The organism is Thalassobius vesicularis (assembly GCF_004799325.1).
In the GTDB taxonomy this organism is placed as follows: domain Bacteria; phylum Pseudomonadota; class Alphaproteobacteria; order Rhodobacterales; family Rhodobacteraceae; genus Thalassobius; species Thalassobius vesicularis.
In genome coordinates this window covers 324416-348395 of sequence record NZ_SSMD01000001.1, presented here as the reverse complement: position 1 = coordinate 348395, position 23980 = coordinate 324416, and the positions used below count along the sequence as shown (strand labels likewise).

Below are 23980 nucleotides of genomic sequence, written 5' to 3'. Positions count from 1 at the left end.
AGATGAACCGCTATACCCTTGCGCCGGTTCTGGCGCTGCTGGCCGTCCCTGCCGGGGCGGCCGAGCTGAGTCTGGATCAGATCTCGGCCTATCTGAACAGCTTTGCCACCGCGCAGGGCGAGTTCACGCAGATCAACGACGATGGCTCGATCTCGACGGGCAAGATCTGGCTGAAACGGCCCGGTCGCGCGCGGTTCGAATACAACCCGCCCGAGGCCGCGCTGGTGCTGGCCGGGCAGGGTGCCGTGGCGATCTTTGATCCCAAAAGCAACACCGGGCCAGAGACCTATCCGTTGAACCAGACCCCGCTGAGCATCGTTCTGCGGCGCGATGTGGATCTGGCCAAGTCAGATATGGTGATGGGCAAGATTTATGATGGCACCGCGACCACCGTCACGGCCGCGGACCCGGAAAACGCCGAATACGGCAATATCCAGCTGGTGTTCACCGACAACCCGGTGCAGCTGCGCCAGTGGGTCATCAACGATCAGGCCGGGGGGGCAACCACCGTGGTGCTGGGCGAGATGGCGTTTGACGAACCGGTGCGGAACTCTTTGTTCGATATCCGCAGCCAGTCCGACAAGGTGACCAAGGGCCGTTAACGCAGGTGACGCGGGCAGGTGGCCAGCTGAGCCTGGTACATGTCTGCACGCCGCTGAACCTGACCCGAGATCCGCATCAGCCAGCTTTTGCGCCGGTACGTGCCGCGCGAGTAGCCGTAGTGCCCTTCGTGATAGGCTAGGTACTGGTGCTGGGCGTTGTGCAACGAGACGCCGTTCTTGTCGCGGGTCTTGTTCATGTACCAGCCCATGAAGTCGGTCGCGTCGCGGATGTCATCACGGCGCGCGCCCCAGCCGCCGGCGTCGTCCTTGTAATCGTCCCAAGTGGAATCGATCGCCTGCGCGTACCCGTAGGCCGAGCTTTGGCGGCCCATCGGGATCACGCCCAGCACAAAGCGGTAGGGGGTGCGGGCGTTGCCGACGAATTTGCTTTCCTGGTAAATCGTTGCCATCTGCACATGCACAGGAACGCCCCAGCGGCGCTCGGTCGCGCGGAAGGCGCGGGCATATTTGGGTCGTTGGCTCAGGATCGAACAGGCGTCGTCCAGATTGCGTGGGGGCGTGTAATTTCCGCCGCCGCAAGCCGCCAGCAGCACAAACAGAATTACAACGCGAAGAGTTCTGCTCATCTGCCTCTCGCTTTCTTTGTTTTTCGGTATTTTAGCGAAAAACGAGAGGCAGGGGAATGCCAATTCAAGCGCTCAGAGCAGGACAGCCAGCATGAGCGGAATCGCTGCAACAGACATCAGGGTGGACACCACGACCAGGCCAGCGACGGACTCGGCATCGGCGCCGTATTTCTCGGCCAGCAGGTAAGAGGTGACGGCGACCGGCGTCGACAATTGCAGCACCAGAACGGCAAAGGCGGTCTTGTCCAGCTCGAACCAGACGCCCACGCCCCAGGTCAGCCCAAAGCACAACACCAGCTTCAGAGCCGAGATCCACAGCGCGCGCCCGACATGGCCCGGCGTCATCCGCGCAACCGCCACGCCCAGCGTGATCAGCATGATCGGAATCGCCATCTGACCGATCAGTTGCAGCGCATTGGTCAGGAAAACCGGCGTGTGCCAGCCCTGCCACAGGAACAGCCCGCCCAGCAGGGTCGCGCCGACCAGCGGCTCCTTGACGACCTTGGTCAGCGATCCGCCGCCCGCCACCAGCCAGACGCCAAAGGTGAACGACCAGATCGCCATGACCGCGAAAACGACCACGGCATAGCCCAGCCCGACCTCGCCAAAGGCGAACATGGCAAGGGGCAGGCCCAGGTTGCCGGTGTTGCCGAAAATGATCGGCGCAAGGAAGGTGCGCACGTCCAGCCGGGTCAGCTTGACCAGTGCCCAGGCGACGATGGACAGCAGGCCGTAAGCGGCAGCGGCGGCCACAGACAACGTGGTCAGCGCCTGCGGGTCGATCTGGGTCTTCATCAGGGCGGTGAAGATCAGGCAGGGCACCGACAGGGTCATCGCCAAGCGGGTGACGAACTCGACCCGGTATTCGAACCCGGCCTTCACCCAGGCAAACCCGACCGCAGCCAGAATGAACACCGGTGCCGTGATTTCGAGCACTGTTAGAGCAAGGTTCACAGACTGTTTCCCTTTGTTTTCGTTGAATTCGTGGACAAATGACCGCGTTTGCGTCTATCCAAGGCGACGAGGGGCTGCAATGCAATGCTGAAGACGCGTGCTAAATATCATCTTGGACAGATCGTCCGTCACAAGAAACACCCGTTCCGCGGTGTGGTCTTCGACGTCGATCCGCGGTTCAACAACACCGAGGAATGGTATCACTCCATTCCCGAAGAAAGCCGTCCGTCCAAAGAGCAGCCGTTCTACCACCTGCTGGCCGAGAACGATCAAAGCTACTACGTGGCCTATGTGTCCGAGCAGAACCTGATCGCCGACTATTCGGGTCAGCCGGTCAGCCACCCGGATATTCCCGATCTGTTTGGCCCGTTTCAGGACGGTCACTATCCCCTGCAATTCCAGCTGAACTGAAAACGGCGCCCCGGGGGGCGCCGCTTGCGTTCAGTATCCCAGCGCGCAGCCGTCCTTGCGCGGGTCAGATGCGCCTTCGAGAACGCCATCCTCGCGGATCAGGATCGCCTGGGCGCCGCCGATCGGCTGTTCGGGGGTGACGACATTGTGGCCCATATCCGCCAGCTCCTGCCGGACAGAGTCGGCATAGCCACGCTCGACCCGCATCTCTCCGGCGTCGCAGAAAGCGCGGGGGGCGTCGATGGCGTCTTGCGGCTCCATCCCGAAATCCACCAGGTTCGAGACAAAGCGCGCATGACCGTTGGGCTGATACGCCCCGCCCATCACGCCAAACGGCATCACCACGCGCCCGTCCTGTTTCAGCATGCCGGGGATGATCGTGTGCATGGGGCGCTTGCCGCCCAGCATCTCGTTGGCATGCCCCTCGGTCAGCGAGAAGCCCGCCCCGCGGTTCTGCAGCAGGATGCCGAATTTCGGGCTGGCAATGCCCGAGCCGAAGCCGTGGAAGATCGAGTAGATCAGCGAAACCGCCATACGGTCCTTGTCGACGACGGTGATGTAGATCGTGTCCTTGTGCACTGACTCGGTCAGCGGCGCGGCCGAGGGCATGGCGCGCTTGGGGTCGATCAGCGCAGCCAGTTTCGCCGCCGTCTCGGGCGCCAGCATGTGCTGAAGGCGCGAGGTGTGGTCGGCGTCCGCGATAAAGCGGTTGCGGGCGTCGTAGGCCAGTTTGGCGACCTCGGTCTCGATATGCGCGCGCTGGCTGCCGAATGGGGCCATCCCGGAGATATCGAAATGTTTCAAGATGTTGAGCATCAGGATTGCGGTAGCGCCCTGGCCGTTTGGCGGATGCTCCAGCAGGTCCATATGCTTGTACTGGCCACCGACGGGGTCGGTAGGCGTGCAGCGCGTGGCGGCGAAATCCTGTTCAGTATGCACGCCGCCAAGGGCGGTCAGCGCGCCAACCATGTCCTGCGCGACTTCGCCTTCGTAGAATGCCTTGCGGCCATCGCGGGCGATCCGGCGCAGCACCTCGGCCTGTCCCGGTGCGCGGAAAATCTGGCCGACGCGAGCGGGTTGCCCGTCGATCATGTAGTGACGGCGGCCATCGGCGTTCAGGCTTTTGCCAGCGATGGGCCAGTCAAAGGCGACGCGCGGCGCGACGGGAACGCCTTCTTCGGCGTAGTGGATGGCCGGGGCCAGCAGCGCGTCCAGACCCAGCCGGCCGACGGTTTCGGACAGGTGGCAGAACGCGTCCACGGCACCGGGGATGGTCACGGCCTCGGGGCCATTCAGCGGTACGGCGGACAGGCCACGCGCGCGCAGGTCGGCAGCCTTGGCGGCGGCCGGGGCGCGGCCCGAGCCATTCAGCGCGTGGATCTGGTCGCTGCCGGGCAGGTTGTACAGGACAAAGCAATCACCGCCGATGCCGGTCATTTGCGGCTCGCAGATGCCAAGCAAGACCGCACCCGCGATGGCCGCATCCATAGCGTTACCACCCCGGGACAGAATGTCGACGGCGACCTTGGCGGCCAATGGGTGCGATGTCGCGCACATGCCATTCGACGCGTAAACAGCCGAGCGTCCCGGCTTGTGAAAATCTCTCATGGAAGTCTCCCCTCGTTCCCGCGACAGACTTTAGGTGTCTTGTCGGCCAAGTCCATGGGTTTGAGGAGGAAGTCCTCGGCGCCGCGTACTGGGTGGGGGCTGTAAACACGCGACGCCGAGGGAAGCTCTTGCAGCTACAGTGTCTTTTTGACGGGTGTTTCAGGCGTGAATATGGGGGGATTGGGGCAATTCTGCGGCGTGTTGATTTGCGTCAGGCTGCAACTAACAAGGGTATCGTCAGGCGCAGGCAATTTGTGTCTCCGACCCGCTGATAGGTCAGGTTTTCCGCAAGGGTCTGGATCAACAGCCAGCCGAATCCGCCTTCGGGAAGGTCGGGAAGGGCGCTGTCCGTGTCGGGGTATCCGCGCTTGGCGAAGACATGCACCGGCACCGGCTTTCCCTGATCCAGAATCGTCACTTCTAGGCGCGAGGGATGACGGGTGCACTGAAGCTCGACCTTGCCGTGGGCGATATCGCAATAGGCGTGTTCGACGATGTTGTTCAGCGCCTCTGCCAGAACGATCTCGGCCTTGCCGCTGTTGTCGGAATCCAAACCGGCATCGCGCAGGAACGCCAGCACCTGCGCCAGCGCATCCCGGACGGCCATTTCCGTGGCATCAAAGCGGATCGCCAGTTTCGTCGGAAGGGTCATGGCGCTCATACCGGTGTGGTTCGTCCCCGATTCAGGCGCTGTCAGCACGGCGGCCCGTTGCCTCGGCCACGCTGGGATGGATGGCAAAGACCATGTCCATCCGGGTCAGGCGAAACACCTTGGCGACGTTCGGCAGCAGGCCCGCCAAGTGGAGTTTGCGCGCAGTGCCCAGCTGTTTCATCGCCGCGACGATGGCCCCCAGCCCGCTGGAGTCGATGAAATCCACGGTGCTCAGGTCCAAAATGACCTGGCTGGGCCCGCTTTCGGTCAGTTGGCGCATACGGTCCTTGAAGGCGATCGCCACGGCGGCGTCGATCCGGCTTTCCTCGACCGAGACGACTTGAAAGCCCTCTCTCTCCGTACTGGACATCTGCATGAAATCTCCTTTCACTTCGGTCTTGCTTGGAGGAAGCTAGGTCCAAATCCTTACCAATCGGTTTTCAACATCGCAGCAGGAGGAGTTCTTATGAAATCTGTGGTCATTGCCGGGGCGGCGCGCACCCCCATGGGCGGGTTCCAAGGTGTTTTCGAGGGCGTGGACGCTGCAGCGCTGGGCGGGCACGCGATTCGGGGCGCCTTGTCGGACGCGGGGACGAAAACCGTGGACGAGGTCATCATGGGCTGCGTTCTGCCCGCTGGTCAGGGGCAGGCCCCGGCGCGGCAGGCGCTGTTCGCGGGCGGACTGGGGCAAGAAGTGCCCGCCACCACGATCAACAAGATGTGCGGCAGCGGGATGAAGGCGGCGATGATCGCCTTTGACCAGATCGCGCTGGGCCATGCCAACGCAATGATCGCGGGCGGGATGGAGAGCATGACCAACGCCCCCTACCTGCTGCCGAAAATGCGCGGTGGGGCGCGGATCGGGCATTCCAGCGTGCAGGACCACATGTTCCTGGACGGGCTGGAGGACGCCTATGACAAAGGTCGCCTGATGGGCACCTTTGCCGAGGATTGCGCCGAGGCGTTCCAGTTCACCCGCGAAGCGCAGGACCGCTATGCCATCGCCTCGCTGGACAATGCGCTGGAGGCGGAGCGTTCGGGCGCGTTCGAGGGCGAGATTTGTCCGGTCGTCCTGCACGCGCGCACGGGCGAAGAGATCATCACCCGTGACGAACAGCCGGCCAAGGCCAAGCCGCAGAAGATCCCGCTGCTGAAACCCGCGTTCCGCAAGGATGGGACGGTGACGGCGGCCAATTCCTCGTCGATTTCGGACGGGGCGGCGGCGCTGGTTCTGGCGTCGCAGGACGCGGCCGAAAGCCGGGGCATGAACATCCGTGCCCGCATTCTGGGCCATGCCAGCCACGCGCAGGCCCCCGCGCAATTCCCGACCGCGCCGGTCCCTGCCGCGCGCAAGCTGCTGGAACGGCTGGGGTGGAAAACCTCGGACGTGGACCTGTGGGAGGTGAACGAAGCCTTTGCGGTCGTCCCCATGGCCTTCATGAAGGAAATGGGCATTCCGCGCGACATCATGAACGTCAACGGCGGGGCCTGTGCGTTGGGGCACCCGATCGGGGCGTCCGGGGCGCGGATCATGGTGACGCTGTTGAACGCGCTGGAAAAACGCGGGCTGAAACGTGGTATCGCGGCGATCTGCATCGGCGGCGGCGAGGGCACCGCAATCGCGATCGAGCGGGTCTGACACGCACACCGGCCGAGGGATCAGGGATGATGAACGGCTCCTGCGCGTGCGGCGCCATTCGGTTTTCGACCAGTGCGGCGCCGTTTGGCGCCTCGTCGTGCCATTGCACCCAATGCCGTAAGATGTCGGGGCATAGCTGGGCCTCGGCCCAGGTTCCGGTCAGCGACCTGACGATCGACGGGCCGGTGCGCTGGTTGGAGCTGACGCCAAAGGCGCGGCGCGGGATCTGCCCGGACTGCGGGGCGTTCCTGTTCTGGCACGGCACCGGCGAGGACATGATCAGCTTTGCGCTGGGGGCGGTGGATGGCACCACCGGCCTGCGGCTGGAGCGACACATATTCACCGCCGACAAGGGCGATTACTACGACATCGCGGACGGACTGCCGCAAAGGCCCTGACCGTACTCGCACGGCCTTTCGCTGCGGGCCAGACCGGTCTACACCGCCTGCAGGAGAATCCCATGACCAATCAGACTGCAGACAGCCCGCGGGGCCTGGCCTTTGCGCTTGCCGCTTACTTCATGTGGGGGTTTTTGCCCCTGTATCTGAAAGCGATGGCCCATATCCCCCCGGCCGAGGTCGTCGCCCACCGCATCCTGTGGTCGGTGCCGGTGGCCGGGCTGTTGCTGGTCGCGCTGGGACGCACCCGTGATCTGAGCGCCGCGCTGCGTTCGCCCAAGATGCTGGCGATGGCCAGTCTGACGGCCGGGCTGATCACCATCAACTGGGGCACCTATGTCTGGGCCATCGGCGCGGGGCGGACTCTGGACGCGGCACTGGGGTACTACATCAATCCGTTGTTCTCGGTCCTGCTGGGGGCGGTGCTGCTGGGCGAACGCCTGAATGCCACGCAGATGGTATCGGTCGCCTTGGCCGGATGCGCGGTCGGGGTGCTGTGGTATGACGCGGGCAGCCTGCCGTGGCCGGCGCTGGTGCTGATGGTCAGCTGGGGCTTCTACGCCTATTTCAAGAAATCCCTGCCTATCGGCCCGAACCAGGGCTTCCTGCTAGAGGTGCTGATCCTGTCGGTGCCCTCGCTGGGGTATCTGATCTGGTTGTCGCCCGAGGGCGCATTCGGCGGGGACGTGCAGGATACGGTTCTGCTGGTCGGGGCGGGCATCGTCACGGCCGTGCCCCTGATCGTCTATGCCAACGGCGCGAAACTGCTGCGGTTGTCGACGATTGCGATCCTGCAATACATCGCGCCGACGATGATCTTCCTTACCGCCGTGTTCGTCTTTGATGAGCCGTTCGGTCAGGCCCGCATGATCGCGTTTCCGATGATCTGGGCGGCGCTGGTGGTCTACACCGTGCCGATGGTCCGCCAGATGCGGAACGGTCGCGCGCGAACCTGACCTGCGGGGCCTTAGGACAGGGCCTCGCGGAATTTCAGGAAACGGGCGTCGGTCTTTACCCGCTGGTTCATCGCCTCGCGCAGTGCCCCGACCGAGCTGTGCGGGCGCATCACCACCTCGAACGTCTCAATCAGCCCGTCCGCGCCCAGCGTGATCAGGTCGACGCCGACGGCGTCCATGTCGCCGATCTTGCACTGGAACTCCAGCGCCCAGTCGTTGCCCTCGCCCATGATCCGGCGATAGCGGAAGTCGGAAAACACCTGCCCGACATGGCCCAGAACGGCGGCCACCGCGTCGCGCCCCGTCCAGGTTTTCCAGTAGGTCGGCGGCAGGAATGCCACGTTCTCGGCCAGGATCGTGCCGATCTTTTCGTCCTCGCCCGAGGCGACGATTTCAGTCATGCGTTGGATTGTCGGATGCATTGTTTGGTCCTCCCTTCCGGCAGGCTGCACCGGCGCGCACGATGCGGCAAGCGTGACGCCGGGTTGCACCGCGCCGCGCCCCAGCGTAATCCGATCCCATGACGCTCAGCACCGAATACACGCCCCCGACCGACCCGCTGGAGATTCTGTATCAGGATCACCAACTGATCGCCGTGAACAAACCCTCGGGGCTGTTGTCGGTGCCGGGGCGGGGCGAGCATCTGGCCGATTGCCTGCTGAGCCGCGTCCAGGCGGTGTTCCCCGAGGCGCTGCTGGTGCACCGGCTGGATCGGGATACCTCGGGCGTGATGGTGTTCGCGCTGACACCCCATGCGCAGCGCAACCTGTCGATGCAGTTCGAAAAGCGCAGCACGAAAAAGACCTATGTCGCCCGCGTCTGGGGCCAGTTGGAGCCGAAAACCGGCACCGTCGATCTGCCGCTGATCGTGGATTGGCCGAACCGTCCGCGTCAGATGGTGGACCATGAGAACGGCAAGCCCGCCGTCACCGATTATCGGGTGCTGAAGTCCAACGCGACCGAGTCGCGGGTCCGGCTGATGCCGCGCACCGGGCGCTCGCACCAGTTGCGGGTGCATATGCTGGCGCTGGGGCATGTCATCCTGGGCGACCCGATCTATGCCGAGGGTCCGGCGGCGGATTTCCCGCGCCTGATGCTGCATTCCGAGGAGTTGCGGATCAACCATCCCGACAGCGGCAAGGGGCTGGCCTTCCGCGCCAAGGCGCCGTTCTAACGAATCCGCCGATCCGTCAGGTTCAGTCGTCCGGCGACGATCGGACGGACCACTTGCGCCAGCTCGGCATCGCCCGCCTGCATCTGTTCCAGCGCGTCCAGACGGTTGGTGGCGATCAGCTCCAACAGGTCGGTGCGGACAGTGCCATCAACGTTGCGGGGCAGGGCGGGGACCACTTGCAGCAGGTTGGGTTGCGGGCCGGAGGTGGGCATCTGGACGGGCGCATCTGCCTCGGCAAAGGCATAGAGGCCCACGCCCCCCGCCGACAGCGCATAGGCGGCAAACGCCACGTCGCGCGCCCCGTTGGCCAGCAATGCGTCGCGGATCGCGGGGCCGTCCAGCGCGATGCGGTTCTCGGTTCCCTCACCATCGGACCAGTGCATCAGACGCCGGGTGATAAAGTTATACAGCCGCTTGCCGGTGGCCATCCAGATGCGCGAGGGTAGCGATTTGCGGGCCAGCAGATTGCGTTCCGACGGGGTCAGCAAGGCATTGGCGAAGTTGCGCTTTTGCTTGAGCATGTGCCGCAGATCCTCGCGCGCGGCGGTGCGGAACAGCACGCCCTTGCGCCGATGGACCGAGGCCAGCTGGAAGTCGATCACCCCCGCCCGACCGTCCGGCAGCATCAGCCAGTTTTGCGGCTTGGCGATGTCGTTATGGCACACGCCCCGGCGGCGCATCTCGCGCAGCAGGCGTCGGGCGTCCTTGTACCACAGCGGGTCAGAGGGTTTGGCCAGGTGCAGCGGCGTGCCCTCGGCCCAGACGCGCAGGATGCCGCCCGCGTCGGCCTCCAGCAGCACGGGTGTGCCCTCGATGCCCTGCACGGCACGCAGGCCGCGCGCCTCTTTCCGGGCCAGGGCTTGCGACAGCGGGCGGGCCCACCACGGCACCCCATCCAGACGGCGCAGCACGACCTTGACCGTAGGGTCATCCGCCAGATGGCCCATCACGGTTTCGGAAAACACGTCGCGTTTCAGCACCGTGTCCGGCACGAAACGCTGGATCGAGCGGTACTCAGCCACGTGACCCCCCAAATAGCAAATCCGGGGCCGTGATAGCCCCGGATCGACCCGTGTTGCAACGGGATACAGGTTACTCGGCGGCCCAGCCGGCGACGGATTTGACTTCGAGGAAGTCCTCGATGCCCCAAACGCCACCTTCGCGACCGTTGCCCGACTGCTTCATGCCGCCGAACGGAGCGCCCGCGCCGCGGGACTTGCCGTTCATCTCGACCATGCCCGAGCGCAGCTGCTGCGCCAGGCGGTTGGCCTTGGTGCCGTCCTGCGTCTGCACGTAGTTGGTCAGGCCGTAGACCGTGTCATTGGCGATCTGCACCGCTTCTTCCTCGGTCTCGAACGGGATGATCGACAGCACCGGGCCGAAGATTTCTTCGCGTGCGATGGTCATCTCGTTGTTCACGTCGGCGAACACGGTGGGACGCACGAAGAAGCCCTTGTTCAGACCGTCCGGACGACCCAAGCCACCGGCGACCAGGCGGGCGCCTTCGTCGATGCCCTTCTGGATCAGGCCCTGGATCTTGTTCCACTGCGCTTCGTTCACCACGGGGCCGATGTGCTTGCCGTGCTCGCTGGCGGGGCCAACGGTGACGGATTTCGCAACTTCGGCTGCGGTTTCAACGGCTTGCTCGTAGATGTCGCGCTGAACCAGCATCCGGCTGGGTGCGTTGCACGACTGGCCGGTGTTGTTCATCATGTGCAGCACGCCACGCTTGACGGCCTTGTCGTCGGCATCCGCGAAGATGATGTTGGCGCCTTTGCCGCCCAGCTCCAGGTGGACACGCTTCAGCGTCAGGGCCGCGTTCTGCGAGATCGCGATGCCTGCGCGGGTCGAGCCGGTGAAGCTGACCATATCCACGTCCGGGTGGCCGGACAGGGTGCTGCCGACGCCCATGCCGTCGCCGTTCACCAGGTTGAACACACCCTTGGGGAAGCCAGCGTCATGCATCATCTCTGCGAACAGGATGGCGTCCAGCGGGCTTTCTTCGGACGGTTTCAGCACCATGGTGCAGCCAGCGATGGCCGCGGCGACCACCTTCAGCGTGACCTGGTTCATCGGCCAGTTCCACGGAGTGATCAGAGCGCACACGCCGATCGGTTCATAGATGATCCGGTCTTCGGGGGCGTGATCACCCAGCGGGCGGATGAACTTGAAGTTCTTGGCGGCGCGGATGAAGTTGGTGATGTGCCAGGTCCCGGCACCGACCTGCGAAGTGCTGGCCATGTCGATCGGCGCGCCCATCTCGATCGAGATCGCGGCACCCATCTCGGCGCTGCGGGCCTTGTAGATTTCCAGCAGCTTTTCGACCAGCGCGATGCGCTCTTCGGCCGGGGTTGCCATCCACGCGGGGAAGGCGGCCTTGGCGGCTGCCACTGCCTTGTCGGCATCTGCCTTGCCACCCAGCGAGATCACTGCGCAGGGTTCTTCGGTGGAGGGATCAATTACCGCGTAGTCGCGCGGCTCGACGGGGTCCACCCATTCCCCGTTGATATAGAACTGACGTTTCTCGATCATTGTCGACCTCCAAAAGCGTTTCCCGTCCTGCGGTGCGTTTCCGTTATGCGGAAATCCATGCCGCAGCGTTAGGGCGCAGTTTGTCAGGGCTTTGCACCCGCCGCAAGTCCGAGTCTGATCGGTTTCAAAAATTTGATCAAATTACGTTAGGTGGCGAAACTGCGACATTCTGTCCGCAGATTACTATGTCGCCCCGTCAAGGGGTTCCATTAGTTTATTTAGAACGTATCTAAGTTGCGGAATGTAAATCCGACCATTTGAACAGGAGATCAGAATGGGCCTGCGCATCAACGACATCGTGCCGAATTTCACTGCGGAAACCGATCAGGGGACGATCACGTTCCACGACTGGATCGGTGACAGCTGGGCGATTCTGTTCTCGCACCCCAAGGATTTCACTCCCGTCTGCACCACCGAATTCGGTGCCGTCGCGCAGCTGGCCGACGAATGGACCAAGCGCAACACCAAGGTGATCGGCCTGTCCGTCGATTCGGCTGCCGAGCACGTGAAGTGGAAATCGGACATCGAGGGCTTCTCGGGCGCCAAGGCTGGCTTCCCGATCATCGCGGATGAATCGCTGGAAGTGTCGAAGATGTTCGACATGCTGCCCGCCGAAGCCTACCTGCCCGATGGCCGTACGGCTGCGGATTCGGCCTCGGTGCGTTCGGTGTTCATCATCGCGCCGAACAAGAAGGTTCAGCTGATCATGACCTACCCGATGTCGGTGGGCCGTAACTTTGCCGAGGTGCTGCGCGCGCTGGACGGTCTGCAGGCCACCTATGGCGTGCCGATTGCCACCCCCGCCAACTGGACCGCAGGCCAGGACGTGATCGTCGCGCTGTCGCTGAACGACGACCAGGCGCGCGAAAAGTTCGGCGCGATCGACGTCAAGCTGCCCTACCTGCGCACCACCAAGTACCTGGCCTGATCCGATCCGGATCACGCCACACACCCCCGCGGTTTTCCGCGGGGGTTTTCTTTTGCCGATGGACAGTATTGCCGGGCGCGGCTACGCCCAGCCCGCAAGACCCCGCCACAGAATCGCCCTTCCATTCCAGAGGACTCCGACATGCCCAAGCTGCCGGTCAAACGCGCGCCTCTGGTGATTGGCTGGCGCGAACGGATCGCCCTGCCGGATCTGGGCATCCCGCTGGCGGTGGCCAAGATCGACACCGGCGCGCGCAGTTCGGCCCTGCATGCCAGCCGTATCCGCCAGTTCGAACGGGACGGTGCCCAATGGGTGCGGTTCCACGTCCCGCATGGATCAGGCCTGAAGGCGCGCGACATCGAGGCGCCGCTGGTCGAAACCCGCGCGGTCAAGAACACCTCGGGCATCCCCGAAGAACGCCTGGTCATCGAAACCACCCTGCATCTGGGCGCGCGCCGATGGCGCATCGAGATGACCCTGGCCGACCGCAGCAACATGAGCCTGCCGCTGATCCTGGGCCGAACGGCGATCCGCCGACACGGCATTCTGGTGGATGCGGGGCGTTCGTGGCTGGCGGGTCATCCGATTGACACATCCCGGGTGTGAATGTGGGCATAGCCGCCCGCGTCGCGTTCCCGGCTCCTGAAAGGTTTTCCGAATGAAACTGGTCATGATGACCCGCAGCCCCAATCTGTATTCGCACCAGCGCCTGAAAGAGGCGGCCGAGGCGCGCGGGCACACCCTGGACATGATCAACACGCTGCGCTGCACGATGAACATCGCCTCGCGCCGGCCCGAGATCTGGTATGAGGGGCGCAAGCTGCCGCAATACGACGCGGTGATCCCCCGCATTGGCGCTTCGATCACGTTCTACGGGCTGGCCGTGCTGCGCCAGTTCGAGATGATGGGCGTCTATCCCCTGAACGAATCCGTGGCGATCGGGCGCTCGCGGGACAAGCTGCGCTCGATGCAGCTGCTGGCGCGGGACGGGATCGGCCTGCCGGTGACCACCTTTGCCCATGACCCCAAGCAGGCCGAAGAGGTCGTGCGCATGGCCGGTGGCGCGCCTGTTGTCATCAAGCTGCTGGAAGGCACACAGGGCATCGGCGTGGTGCTGGCGGATACCGAACGCTCGGCCAAGTCGGTGATCGAGGCGTTCCGGGGCGCTGACGTGAACATCCTTGTGCAGGAATACATCAAAGAGGCCGGCGGCACCGACATCCGGGCGCTGGTTGTCGGCGGCAAGGTCGTGGCAGCGATGCAGCGGACGGGGGCCGAGGGCGAGTTCCGCTCCAACCTGCATCGCGGCGGCTCGGCCAAGCCGATCAAGATCAGCCCCGAGGAACGCTCGACCGCCATTCGGGCGGCCAAGTCGATGGGGTTGAACGTGTGCGGCGTGGACATGCTGCGCTCGAACCACGGGCCGGTGGTGATGGAGGTCAACTCCTCTCCGGGTCTGGAAGGGGTCGAGCAGGCAACTGGCATCGACATCGCGGGCAAGATCATCGAGTTCGTCGAGAAAAACGCCCGCGAAGGCGCGACCAAGACCAAGGGTAAGGGCTGATCGCTCGCTGCTTTACGAGACCGCGCCCTTGCGTTGCAGCGCCGCGATCTGCTCGGCCGAATAGCCAAGCTTGTCGCGCAGCACCTCGTCCGTGTCCTGACCCAGCGTTGATGGCGCCTCGGCGCACGCGCTGCCTTCGCCGTCGAACAGGATCGGGGTGCGGACCATGCGCAGCGATCCGATCTGCGGGTGGTCCACGGTCTCGATCAGATCATGGGCGGCGACATGCTCTTGCGAGAGCGCCTCTCCGATCGACAGGATAGGCGCGTTCGGCACGTCGAATTCGGTCAGGCGATCCAGCCAGTATTCGGTGCTGTCGCGCGTCATGCGTTCGTGGATGATCGGCTCCAACGCGTCGCGGTTGGCCAGACGGGCCTGGTACTGCCCAAAACGCGGGTCGTCGATCAGGTCCGCGCGGTCCAGACTGCGCGCGAAGTTATGCCAGAACCGTTCGGTCAGGCAGGCGACAATCACGTGCCCGTCCTGTGTCGGGAACGAGCCATAGGGCACGATGCTGGGGTGCTGAGTGCCGACGGGCTGCGGGCTGTCGCCGGTGACAAAGTAGATTTGCGACAGGTAGCCCTGCATGGCGATCAGGCTGTCCAGCATGGCGATTTCGACATGCCGCCCTTCGCCGGTGGCGTTGCGTTCGTGCAGGGCGGCCAGCACCCCGAATAGCGAAAAGATGCTGCCCGCCATGTCGCCCAGCGGCAGCCCCAGCTTGTTGGGGGCCTGGCCGGGTTCGCGGTTCACGCTCATCACACCGGACAGGGCCTGTGCGACGATGTCAAAGGCCGGTTTGTCGCCATGCGGGCTGTTGCGCCCGAACCCGGTGATCGAGCAATAGATCAACGCCGGGTTCAGCGCCTTCAGCACGTCATAGCCCAGCCCAAGCCGGTCCATCACGCCGGGGCGAAAATTCTCCAGCACGATGTCGCTTTGGGCCGCCAGCTCCTTGGCGATCTGCACGCCCTCGGGGGATTTCAGATCCAGCGCCACGCTTTTCTTGCTGCGGTTCAGGGCGATGTAATAATGGCTCATCCCATTGACGAAAGGCGGAAAATTCCGGGTCTCGTCGCCCTTTTCGATGGGCTCCAGCTTGATAACCTCGGCGCCCAGATCGGCCAGGATCATGCTGGCATAGGGACCCGACAGGATGCGTGAAAAGTCGAGGACCCTGATCCCAGACAAGGGACCGGAACGGGGTTGGGGGGCGGTGTGGCTCATGGTTTTTCCTTGGAAGCAACGATTTTCATGACGGCGGTCGCGGTGGCAATCAGCTTGCCCTCGCACAGCAGATCGGCATCGACGAACAGCATGGAGCGTGTGCCGTGCCGCAACACTGCCCGCGCCTGAAGGAAGTCCCCCGCCCGCGCCGCGCTGATGAACCGCGTGTCCATTTGCAGCGTTACGGTGGGCTGGCGCTCGGCCGCGTTCCACGCCTCGATCGCGATGGCCTGATCCAGCAGGCTGGTCAGCACCCCGCCGTGAATCGTGCCAATCGCGTTGCACATCGACGTGTCCGTGCGCAGCGCATAAAGGTTGGTGCCGTCCTGAGCTTTCGCGCGCAGAACCGGGCCGATCCCGTCCATAAAGGGGCCGGCTTTCAGCTCTTTCCAACTGGTTTCTTCGTTGCTGGGGGGCAAGGTCTAACTCCCTGTTTCGATTTGCATTGCAATGATCTGGTCGCGCACTTGCAGCAGGGATTTGGCCAGTGCGGTGACCTGTTTGTCGTCCATACGCTCGGAAATCCCGATGGCGACGAGCGAGCGGTTGACCTTGCCCGTCGGGTCAAACACCGGCGCGGCGACAACGGTAACGCCCGAGATATAGGTGCCCCGGTCGACGGCATAGCCACGCGCGCGGGTCTGTTCGATCTCCTCCAGCCAGGTCTCAAAGCTGGGGGGGTGATCCCAGACCAGCTTGTCAAAGGCTTTGCGCAGGCCGTTCGGGTCGGTGACGTTGAACGCGGCGAACAGGCGGCCCGTGGCGCTGATCAGGATCGGAAAGCGGCTGCCCAGATCCACCTGCAGGCGGAACGGCATCGAGGATTGCGACAGCGCGATCACCACCATTTGCGACGGCTCGGCCAGTTGCGTGGCGATCGAGGTGACGCCGTATGTCTCGGACAGGTTCGACAGCAACGGCTGCACCAGCACCGAGAAGGTGTTCTTCTGTAGCGCCGAACGGGCCAGTGGCAGGATGCCGATTCCGATCGAATACCGCTTGGTGTTCGAATCAAATTCGACCAGCCCCTCGTCCTGCAGAACGCGCAGGATGTGCAGACAGGTGCTGGGCACCAGTTTCAGCTCTCGTGCAATCGGATTGACGCCGACGGGTTCGTCCGCGCGGGCCAAAAACCTAAGGATTGCAACGGCTCGGGTGACGGCAGGCACCTGTCTTTTGTTGGTCGATTCAGTCGATTTTTCGGTCATGTCTTGCCTCTATGACGCTTGATTTCATTGTCTATATACAATAATAATAGCGTATTGACAATACAATATCTCGATCCCTACCTTTGTCAACGACAGGTGGCCCATGCAGCCGTGGCCACCGAGACGACGAAAAGGGAGAGGATCGGGGATGCAACGCCTGACGGATTTCACGTCCTACGCGGACGCTCAGACGCACTACTCGAAGCAAGCGCTATGGGCGCTGTTTGACGGGGATCGCAGCCATTTCAACATCGCGCATGAATGCGTTGATCGCCATGTCGGCGATGACCAGATCGCGCTGCGGATCGCCCATGCCTCTGGTGGGGACGAGGTGATTTCCTTCGCCGAGTTGTCGAGCCGATCCTCTCAGGTGGCGCACTTCCTGGCGTCGCAGGGCGTTGGCAAGGGCGACCGCGTCGCGGTGATGATCGAGCCCTCGCTGCCGTTCTACTGCGCGATGTTCGGCGCGATCAAACTGGGCGCCGTGGCGGTGCCGATGTTCACCCTGTTCGGCCCGGACGGCATCCGCCTGCGGGTCGAGGATTGCCAACCCAAGGTGATGTTCACCAACGCCGAAAAGGCCGACGACGCCCGCAACGGCGGCGCCGCCAACGTAATCGTTGCGGATGCCGAGTTTCTGGACAGCCTGGACAACCTGCCGGGACGGTTCGACTGCACCACCAGCGCCGATGATCTGGCGGTTCTGCAATACACCTCGGGGACGACGCGCCAGTTGCCGGCGGCGGTCGAGCATAACCACCGCTCGATCGTGACGCTGATGGTGGCCGCGCTTTACGCCACCGGCATCCGTCCGGGCGATCGGTTCTTCTGTCCGTCCTCGCCCGCTTGGGGGCATGGGTTCTGGCACGGCACGCTGGCACCGCTGGCGATGGGCGTGTCGACGGGGACGTTCTCGGGGAAATTCGATCCGGTGCGTCTGCTGAAGGCGCTACAGGATTTCCGCATCACCAACCTGACCGCCGCCGCCACGCATTACCGCATGATGCGCAATTCGGGCCGGGCCGAGGATTTCACCTATTGCTTCGACAAGCTGTCCTTCACCGGCGAGCCGATCGACAGCGAAACCGCCGTCTTTGTCGAGCGCGTGTTCGGCACCAAGGTCCGCTCGATGTATGGCACGACCGAGATCGGCGTCATCATCGCCAACTACCCCGGCGCTGACGATCTGGAGGTCCGCGACGGCGCCATGGGCAAGGCCGTTCCGGGCGTCGAGGTCGAGGTGCAGGACGCCAACGGCCAGCCCTGCAATCCCGGCGAAACCGGCGAGCTGATGGTCAAGAAGGCGGGTAAATGGTTCCCGACCAAGGATCTGGGGCGCGTCGATGCCGACGGCTATTTCTACCACGGCGGCCGCGCGGATGACGTGATCATCTCGGCCGGCTGGACCATCGGCGCGGTCGAGGTCGAGGACGCCGTGCTGTCCCATCCGGCGGTCGCCGAATGCGGCGTGATCGGTGCACCCGACGCCCTGCGCGGGCTGGTCGTCAAAGCCTACATCATTCTGAAAGAGCCCGAGACCCCGGGCTTGGCGGAAAGCATCCAGAACCATGTGCGCGCCAAGCTGGCCGCCCATGAATACCCCCGACAAATCGAATTCGTCACCGAGCTGCCGAAAACCCCGGCGGGCAAGGTGAACCGAAAAATCCTGCGCGACATGCAGGCTCAGAAACTTGCCGCGGCCCAATAACCCCGCCCCGGCAGCCATCTTTCAAGGAGGAACAAGATGAACGACATGACCCGGAAATTTCCGAAAATCACCCAGGAAGGTCTGGATGATCTGCGCCAACGGATCGGCGTGAAGATCGAAAAGACGGTCGAGCCCTGGTGCTATGAGGCGACCCGCGACAACATCCGTCACTATGCCCACGGCATCGGCGACGACAACCCGCTGTGGTGCGATCCCGAATACGCCAAGACCACCAAGTATGGTGACGTCCTTGCGCTGCCCAGCTTCCTGTTCTCGACCAGCCGGATCATCTCGGGCTATGTCGGCGGTCTGCCGGGTGTCCACGCGATGTGGTCGGGTGCGAACTGGAACTGGCACGACGTCATTCCGCGCAACACCGTGTTCCGCACCGAAGCGTACCTGAAAGACCTGATCGAGCACGAAACCCGCTTTGCCGGTAAGGCCGTTCAGCAGATCTATCACGTCGATTTCTACGACGCCGACAGCGGCAAGCTGCTGGCCGATGCGGACAGCTGGTGCTTCCGGACCGACCGCGATGCCGCGCGCGAAAACGGCACCAAGTACACCGAGGCCAAGGAACGTGGCCGTCGCGTCTATACCCAGGAAGAACTGGACAAGTACAACAAGTACTACGAGACCGAGGAAATCCGCGGTGCCGAAACCCGCTACTGGGATGACGTGAACGCAGGGGACGACCTGCCGACGATGGTCAAGGGCCCGATGACGGCCACCGGCTTTATCGCTTACGCGCAGGGCTGGGGCGGTCTGTACATCCGCGCCAACAAACTGGCGTGGCAGCTGCAGCAGAAACACCCCTCGGCCGGGATCAAGAACCGCTTTGGCATCCCCGATTGCCCCGAGCGCGTTCACTGGGAAGAAGAGTTCGCGCTGGAGGTCGGCGCCCCCGGTGCCTACGACTACGGCCCCGAGCGGACCTCGTGGTTGACCCATCAGATCACCAACTGGATGGGCGATGATGGCTTCCTGCGTCAGGCAAAATGCCAGGTCCGCCGTCACAACCCCGAAGGCGACATCATCCTGATCCACGGCACCGTGACCCGCAAGTTCGAAGAGAACGGCCGGTATCTGCTGGAAATCCAGCAACGCGCCGAGCAGCAGGACGGCGAAATGTCCGCCATCGGTTCCGCCATCGTCGAGCTTCCCAAACGCTAAGGGAACCGACGCGTCAACCAACGGAGGACAGGTTGAACGTGTTTGGAAAAATCCTGGAAAAAATCGAGGATACCCTGCATCTGCTGGGGTGCCTCGGCCTTCTGGCCGTTGTCGGGCTGATAAACGCGGACATCTTGCTGCGGTTGCTGTTCAAGCTGCCGGTGCAATTCCAGTTCGAGCTGACCGAGCTCTACCTGATGCCCGCGCTTGCCACGTTGTCCCTGTCCTGGGTGTTCCGGGTCGGGGGCCACCTGGCGCTGGATTTCGTGCCGGAATTGCTTCCCGGTCTGGCGGGACAGGTCGTGGCCAAGCTGCGCCTGCTGCTGCCAGCCGCCTTCTTCGCCGCTGTGTCGTGGAAATCCGGAAGCTTCGCGGTTCACGCGTTGCTGCACGGAGACATCGAATACGGAGTCGTCGATTGGCCCCTTGGCTGGGCCTATGCCGTGGTCCCGGTGGGATGCTCGGTTCTGGCCATGCGGCTGCTCTTTGACGCCCTCATCCCGAGGGCGTCAGAGGAAACCCAATAAAACATTCATCATTTCAGGGAGGAGACTGAAAATGAAGATCGCGAAACTGAGCATTGCCACCATGGCCAGCGTGTTTGCACTGGGGGCCTCGGGCGCCCTGTCGGAAACGCTTAGCCTGGGGGATTTCCAATCCACCAGCCACATCGTGTCCGTCGAAGGCACGACCAAGTGGATGGCCGCCGTCGAAAAGGCGACCGAAGGCAAGATCACCTTCAACCACTTCCCGTCTGAACAGGCGGCAAAGTCCAAGGCGCAGCTGGATGCCGTCAGCAGTGGCATTCTGGACGCGGCCCTGTTGGGCGTTCTGTACCACGCCGACGTGCTGCCGTTGAACTCGGTCGTCGGGTTGCCGGGCTACTATGGCTCGGCCGTGGCCGGGACCAAGGCGATCCAGGCGATGCTGAAAGAAGGCCCGATGCGGGACGAGATCCTGGCCACCGGCGTGACCCCGATCTACGGCTTCGTGCTGCCGCCTTATCAGGTGCTGGCCAAGACGCGGCTGGGCATGCCGGCCGATTGGCAGGCGCAGGACGTACGGACCTCGGGCTCGACCCAGGCGATGACCGCGCGCAGCCTGGGCGCTGTGGGCATCTCGATCCCCGGCCCCGAAGTCTACACCGCGATCGAGCGCGGCCGTCTGGACGCGGTGCTGTTCCCGCTGGCCTCGGTGCCGGGCTACAAGCTGAACGAGGTGGTCAGCCACATCTCGACCAACGGGTCGTTCGGGGGCTACAGCTTTGTGATGGTGGTGCGCTCGGACCTGTTCAACGCGTTGGACGCCGACGCCCAGCAGGCCATGATCGCCGCCGGTGACGAAACCGCGCTGCACGTGGCCCAAGCGCAGGATGACAGCGTGAACGAATTGATCGCCCAGTGGAAAGCCGACGGCATCGACACCTACAGCTTCACCTCGGACGAGATGGCGGCCCTGAACGCAGCGATGGCGCCGGTCACCCAGGACTGGGTCGAGCGCATGGGCGGCGAGAAGGCGCAGCAGGTGCTGGACAGCTACAACGCCCAGCTGAGCCAGTAACCCTGAACCTGACAAACAGGCGGCCGATCCTAGCGGTCGGCCGCCCAAAAAGGGGCATTCAGTCGCTCTATGATGACGTTTTTCGCAATACTCGCTCTTTTGGCTGTGCTTATGGCCTTCCGCATGCCGATCGCCTTTGCCATGGGGATTTCCGGCTTTGTCGGGCTGGCCGTCCAGCTGGGTCCGCGCCCCGCCTTTGCGGTGCTTGAGCGGACCTTTTTCGACAGCTCGGCCTCGTTCATCCTGGTGGCGATCCCGCTGTTCATCCTGATGGCCGAACTGCTGACCTCGGGCGATGTCACCCGTCGCGCAATCTTTGCCTGCCAGGCGTGGCTGGGCCATGTCAAAGGCGGGCTGGCCATGGCGACGGTCGGGGCGTCGGTCATCCTTGCGGCGCTGGTTGGCAGCTCGACCGCGTCAACGGCGGCGATGTCGGCCTCGGCCTTCCCCGAGATGCGCAACCACAACTATTCCCAACGTCTGGCCGCCGCCGTGGTGTCTGTCGGCGGAACGCTGGCCGTCGTGGTGCCGCCCTCGATCGTGCTGGTGGTTTATGGCGTGCTGACCGAGACCTCGATCGGCAAGCTGTTCATCGCCGGGATCATCCCCGGCCTGCTGACCGCGCTGGGGCTGGTCGTCGTCATCAAGGTGATCGCCCATACTACCGATCAGGCCCCCAAGGGCGACCCGTTCGATCTGGGCCGCGCCGTCAAGGCCAGCCGCCACATCTTGCCGCTGACGGTGCTGATGGTGCTGGTGATCGGCGCGATTTACGGCGGTATCGCCTCGCCGTCCGAGGCAGCGGCGCTGGGTGTGATGGGCTCGTTGATCCTGGTGCTGCTGCAACGCACGCTCAGCTTTCTGGAGTTCAGCCGCAGCGTTTCTGGCGCGATCCGGGCGACGGTGATGATCGTGGCCATCGTGGCCTGCTCGGCGATCTTCTCGAATTACCTGGCCTTCACCCGCATCACCCACGGCCTGCTGGAGTTCGTCGCAACCACCGACATGTCCCGCGGCCAGATCATGGCGATCATCATCGTGGCCCTGTTGGTGATGGGCATGTTCATGGACCAGTTGGCGATCCTGTCGCTGGCAATGCCGCTGGCCTTTCCGACGGCAATGGCGCTGGATTACGATCCGGTGTGGTTCGGCATCGTCGTCACCAAGACGGTCGAGATCGGCCTGCTGACCCCGCCTTTGGGCCTGAATGTCTACGTCGCCTCGGCGCAGACTGGGGTGCCGCTCAGCAAGATTTTTCGCGGGATCCTGCCGTTCTTTTTGATGGAACTGGTCGTGCTGCTACTGCTGTTGCTGGTGCCCGAGATCACGCTTTGGCTGCCCGGCATGATGCTGAAATAGGTTTTCCGGCCAAGGATTGTTTGAACGCCAATCCCCGGAATCGTGCGCCGCTCCTTGCCTGCGGCGCACATTGGAACCCCGGCACGTCCCGTTGCCGGGGTTTCTTTGTCTCTACTGGCTGAGCGGCTGTAAGACACGGTCGGCCATCACCGCGGCCGAGGTCCGGTCGTCCGCACCCATCTTCTGGAACACGGTTTCCAGATGCTTGTTCACGGTGCGCGCCGACAGCTCCAGAATGTCCGCGATATCCCGGTTGGTCTTGCCCCGCGACAGCCACACCAGCACTTCGGCTTCGCGCTGGGTCAGGCCGAATTCCTCGACCAGTTCCGACTCGTTTTCCCCGTCGCGCCACGGCCGGACCGCGATCAGCACGGTCATTCCGTTTTCCTCCAGCGCGGTCAAGACCGGCCCCAGCGTTTCGGTCGCGGCGTCAATCACCAGCGCGATGGAACGGGCGGGCATGGCAGATCTGTACTGTTCAGGCGGCACGGTTCTTGAACTCCTCGATCAGGCGCAGGCTGGCGGCGTGGCCAATGCTGGCCAGTTCGCGTAGACGTTCCACCACGGTTTCGGGCACCTGCTTGGGGTCGTCGTCTTCAGTGTCGGTTTGTCGATGCACCAGCGTGACCTTCGGCAGGTCCGCCAACCGGCGCAGCATGTCATGGACCGAGTAGGGCTTGACGATAAACGCATCATACAGCCCCTCACGCTCGACCGGGTGGCGCGCCTCCAGCGCGTGGCCCGAGACCATTAGGATCGGCGTGTTGCGGTGGGTGGGCAGGGCGCGGATGCGGCTGGCCAGTGCCCAGCCATCCTTGCCGGGCATGTCGATATCCAGCAGGAATATGTCCGGCGCGGCGTCCTGTAGAATTTCCAGCGCGGTCGCCGCATCCGGCACGGTCTGCACCAGAAAGCCCAGCGGCCGCTTCACGGTTTCGACCAGCCGCAGGTGGCTTTGGTCGTCATCGACCACCATCACCATTTTGCGCGGGCCTGCCCCTCGAAGATCGAGACGATATGGTGCAGCAACGCTGGCAAGTGGATGCGGTCGCGCGAAATCTCCAGCAGGTTGTCGATCAACCCCGCCAGATGTTCCGAGCTGCGCCGGATCGTGCTGACCGCATCGGTCCGTTCGTGACGCGCACTTCGCGCAGCAGGCGCTGGGTCTGGCGGTCGGCCTCGTCGCGGGCCTGTTTCTGGTTTTCGGTGGCCAGGATCAGGGTCCAGGCAATGATGTCGATCACCACCAGAACCGAGGCGAGGATCACCGTCAGCACCGCGTCGAAATTCTCGGCCCCTTCGTGGGCGCGGATGAACAGCAGCACCATCCCAAAGACCGAGGCCGGAATCGCCGTGGAAATCAGAAAGATCGACAGGCGCGACATCAGTGCATCGGCAATCCGCTGCGGCAGGGTGGACCGGATCGTCGACACCAGCATCGCGTCCAGCCGGCCATGCGGCTTGCAGCTGTCCCGGCACGAACTGTCCAGCGTGCAGCACAGCGAACAGATCGGTCCGGCGTGGAACGGGCAATGCGTCATGTCCTCGGCGCCAAGGCGATAGTTGTACAGGATGCAGGCTTCGGTGGCGCCGTGCTCGTGTTTGAGCGGGGGTTTTCGGCTCGGGCAGGAAGCGCAGGAAGTCGCCTGCTCCCCGATCTGTGCGATCATCGTGGGTGGCTCGAACGTGGCCTTCTCCAAGCAGCTGAAGGCCGCCGGTATCGGCAAGATCAAGGAAGCC

28 protein-coding genes are annotated in these 23980 nt (G+C 63.6%); 14 read left to right on the top strand and 14 right to left on the bottom strand.

What is annotated here, in order from left to right:
- The first annotated feature begins 2 nt into the window (after positions 1-2).
- Positions 3-602: a LolA family protein gene (locus E7681_RS01775; protein ID WP_246032384.1), complete on the top strand. Its 600-nt coding sequence runs from the start codon at positions 3-5 to the stop codon at positions 600-602.
- Here E7681_RS01775 and E7681_RS01770 read toward each other — a convergent pair.
- Positions 599-1189, bottom strand: a complete 591-nt coding sequence (locus tag E7681_RS01770; protein ID WP_136337539.1) for a transglycosylase SLT domain-containing protein — start codon at positions 1187-1189, stop codon at positions 599-601. The genes E7681_RS01775 and E7681_RS01770 overlap by 4 nt on opposite strands.
- 72 nt (positions 1190-1261) lie before the next feature.
- On the bottom strand, positions 1262-2143 hold the full coding sequence (locus E7681_RS01765) for an AEC family transporter (RefSeq protein ID WP_136337538.1): 882 nt from the start codon (positions 2141-2143) through the stop codon (positions 1262-1264).
- Between the two features lie 84 nt (positions 2144-2227).
- Between E7681_RS01765 and hspQ the strand changes: the two genes are divergently transcribed.
- Positions 2228-2554, top strand: a complete 327-nt coding sequence (gene hspQ, locus E7681_RS01760; RefSeq protein WP_136337537.1) for a heat shock protein HspQ — start codon at positions 2228-2230, stop codon at positions 2552-2554.
- A gap of 30 nt (positions 2555-2584) precedes the next feature.
- Here hspQ and E7681_RS01755 read toward each other — a convergent pair whose 3' ends face one another.
- From E7681_RS01755 to E7681_RS01745, 3 genes are all read right to left on the bottom strand, one after another.
- Positions 2585-4162: a gamma-glutamyltransferase family protein gene (locus E7681_RS01755; RefSeq protein WP_136337536.1), complete on the bottom strand. Its 1578-nt coding sequence runs from the start codon at positions 4160-4162 to the stop codon at positions 2585-2587.
- A 211-nt stretch (positions 4163-4373) separates the two neighbouring features.
- Positions 4374-4814, bottom strand: coding sequence for an ATP-binding protein (locus E7681_RS01750; RefSeq protein ID WP_168733133.1), 441 nt, complete (start codon positions 4812-4814; stop codon positions 4374-4376).
- Between the two features lie 31 nt (positions 4815-4845).
- Positions 4846-5190 (bottom strand): STAS domain-containing protein, encoded by a 345-nt coding sequence (locus E7681_RS01745; RefSeq protein WP_136337534.1) that lies wholly within the window; start codon positions 5188-5190, stop codon positions 4846-4848.
- 90 nt (positions 5191-5280) lie between these two features.
- On the opposite strand from E7681_RS01745, the gene E7681_RS01740 reads away from it, so the two are divergent.
- From E7681_RS01740 to rarD, 3 genes are all read left to right on the top strand, one after another.
- On the top strand, positions 5281-6453 hold the full coding sequence (locus tag E7681_RS01740; protein WP_136337533.1) for a thiolase family protein: 1173 nt from the start codon (positions 5281-5283) through the stop codon (positions 6451-6453).
- A gap of 26 nt (positions 6454-6479) precedes the next feature.
- Complete coding sequence (locus E7681_RS01735) at positions 6480-6851, top strand: GFA family protein (RefSeq protein WP_136337532.1); 372 nt, start codon at positions 6480-6482, stop codon at positions 6849-6851.
- A gap of 62 nt (positions 6852-6913) precedes the next feature.
- Positions 6914-7807 carry an EamA family transporter RarD gene (rarD, locus tag E7681_RS01730; RefSeq protein ID WP_136337531.1) on the top strand — a complete coding sequence of 298 codons (894 nt, stop codon included), beginning with the start codon at positions 6914-6916 and terminating at the stop codon, positions 7805-7807.
- Positions 7808-7818: 11 nt separating this feature from the next.
- Here rarD and E7681_RS01725 read toward each other — a convergent pair whose 3' ends face one another.
- Entirely contained in the window at positions 7819-8229 is a 411-nt protein-coding gene (locus E7681_RS01725) for a nuclear transport factor 2 family protein (RefSeq protein ID WP_136337530.1), read from the bottom strand.
- Positions 8230-8327: 98 nt separating this feature from the next.
- On the opposite strand from E7681_RS01725, the gene E7681_RS01720 reads away from it, so the two are divergent.
- Positions 8328-8981 carry an RluA family pseudouridine synthase gene (locus E7681_RS01720; protein WP_136337529.1) on the top strand — a complete coding sequence of 218 codons (654 nt, stop codon included), beginning with the start codon at positions 8328-8330 and terminating at the stop codon, positions 8979-8981.
- Here E7681_RS01720 and E7681_RS01715 read toward each other — a convergent pair.
- Entirely contained in the window at positions 8978-10003 is a 1026-nt protein-coding gene (locus E7681_RS01715) for a phosphotransferase (protein ID WP_211089751.1), read from the bottom strand. The two genes, E7681_RS01720 and E7681_RS01715, sit on opposite strands and share 4 nt — an antisense overlap.
- Before the next feature lie 70 nt (positions 10004-10073).
- Positions 10074-11513 (bottom strand): aldehyde dehydrogenase family protein, encoded by a 1440-nt coding sequence (locus E7681_RS01710; protein ID WP_136337527.1) that lies wholly within the window; start codon positions 11511-11513, stop codon positions 10074-10076.
- Between the two features lie 274 nt (positions 11514-11787).
- Here E7681_RS01710 and E7681_RS01705 point away from each other — a divergent pair, with 274 nt between their 5' ends.
- The 3 genes from E7681_RS01705 (at position 11788) to rimK (ending at position 14005) form a co-directional block, all read left to right on the top strand.
- The gene (locus E7681_RS01705; RefSeq protein ID WP_136337526.1) at positions 11788-12441 is read left to right on the top strand and encodes a peroxiredoxin; all 654 of its coding nucleotides are present in this window, start codon (positions 11788-11790) and stop codon (positions 12439-12441) included.
- A gap of 141 nt (positions 12442-12582) precedes the next feature.
- The gene (locus E7681_RS01700) at positions 12583-13047 is read left to right on the top strand and encodes an ATP-dependent zinc protease family protein (RefSeq protein WP_136337525.1); all 465 of its coding nucleotides are present in this window, start codon (positions 12583-12585) and stop codon (positions 13045-13047) included.
- A gap of 52 nt (positions 13048-13099) precedes the next feature.
- Entirely contained in the window at positions 13100-14005 is a 906-nt protein-coding gene (rimK, locus tag E7681_RS01695; RefSeq protein ID WP_136337524.1) for a 30S ribosomal protein S6--L-glutamate ligase, read from the top strand.
- Between the two features lie 12 nt (positions 14006-14017).
- Here rimK and E7681_RS01690 read toward each other — a convergent pair whose 3' ends face one another.
- The 3 genes from E7681_RS01690 to E7681_RS01680 are packed head-to-tail and all read right to left on the bottom strand — an operon-like array spanning position 14018 to position 16440.
- The gene (locus E7681_RS01690; RefSeq protein WP_246032383.1) at positions 14018-15196 is read right to left on the bottom strand and encodes a CaiB/BaiF CoA transferase family protein; all 1179 of its coding nucleotides are present in this window, start codon (positions 15194-15196) and stop codon (positions 14018-14020) included.
- A gap of 32 nt (positions 15197-15228) precedes the next feature.
- Positions 15229-15651 carry a PaaI family thioesterase gene (locus E7681_RS01685; RefSeq protein WP_246032382.1) on the bottom strand — a complete coding sequence of 141 codons (423 nt, stop codon included), beginning with the start codon at positions 15649-15651 and terminating at the stop codon, positions 15229-15231.
- Between the two features lie 3 nt (positions 15652-15654).
- On the bottom strand, positions 15655-16440 hold the full coding sequence (locus E7681_RS01680; protein ID WP_136337522.1) for an IclR family transcriptional regulator: 786 nt from the start codon (positions 16438-16440) through the stop codon (positions 15655-15657).
- Between the two features lie 148 nt (positions 16441-16588).
- Between E7681_RS01680 and E7681_RS01675 the strand changes: the two genes are divergently transcribed.
- From E7681_RS01675 to E7681_RS01655, 5 genes are all read left to right on the top strand, one after another.
- On the top strand, positions 16589-18148 hold the full coding sequence (locus E7681_RS01675) for an acetate--CoA ligase (protein WP_136337521.1): 1560 nt from the start codon (positions 16589-16591) through the stop codon (positions 18146-18148).
- A gap of 36 nt (positions 18149-18184) precedes the next feature.
- Positions 18185-19321, top strand: a complete 1137-nt coding sequence (locus E7681_RS01670) for an FAS1-like dehydratase domain-containing protein (RefSeq protein ID WP_136337520.1) — start codon at positions 18185-18187, stop codon at positions 19319-19321.
- A 38-nt stretch (positions 19322-19359) separates the two neighbouring features.
- On the top strand, positions 19360-19848 hold the full coding sequence (locus E7681_RS01665; protein WP_136337519.1) for a TRAP transporter small permease: 489 nt from the start codon (positions 19360-19362) through the stop codon (positions 19846-19848).
- 31 nt (positions 19849-19879) lie between these two features.
- Entirely contained in the window at positions 19880-20881 is a 1002-nt protein-coding gene (locus E7681_RS01660) for a TRAP transporter substrate-binding protein (RefSeq protein ID WP_136337518.1), read from the top strand.
- A 99-nt stretch (positions 20882-20980) separates the two neighbouring features.
- Positions 20981-22240, top strand: a complete 1260-nt coding sequence (locus E7681_RS01655) for a TRAP transporter large permease (RefSeq protein ID WP_281277642.1) — start codon at positions 20981-20983, stop codon at positions 22238-22240.
- Positions 22241-22351: 111 nt separating this feature from the next.
- Here E7681_RS01655 and E7681_RS01650 read toward each other — a convergent pair whose 3' ends face one another.
- The 3 genes from E7681_RS01650 to E7681_RS01640 form a co-directional block, all read right to left on the bottom strand.
- Positions 22352-22702: a helix-turn-helix domain-containing protein gene (locus E7681_RS01650; RefSeq protein ID WP_136337516.1), complete on the bottom strand. Its 351-nt coding sequence runs from the start codon at positions 22700-22702 to the stop codon at positions 22352-22354.
- A 16-nt stretch (positions 22703-22718) separates the two neighbouring features.
- Entirely contained in the window at positions 22719-23222 is a 504-nt protein-coding gene (locus E7681_RS01645) for a response regulator (protein WP_136337515.1), read from the bottom strand.
- 94 nt (positions 23223-23316) lie between these two features.
- Complete coding sequence (locus tag E7681_RS01640) at positions 23317-23910, bottom strand: hypothetical protein (protein ID WP_168733122.1); 594 nt, start codon at positions 23908-23910, stop codon at positions 23317-23319.
- Between the last annotated feature and the right edge of the window lie 70 nt (positions 23911-23980).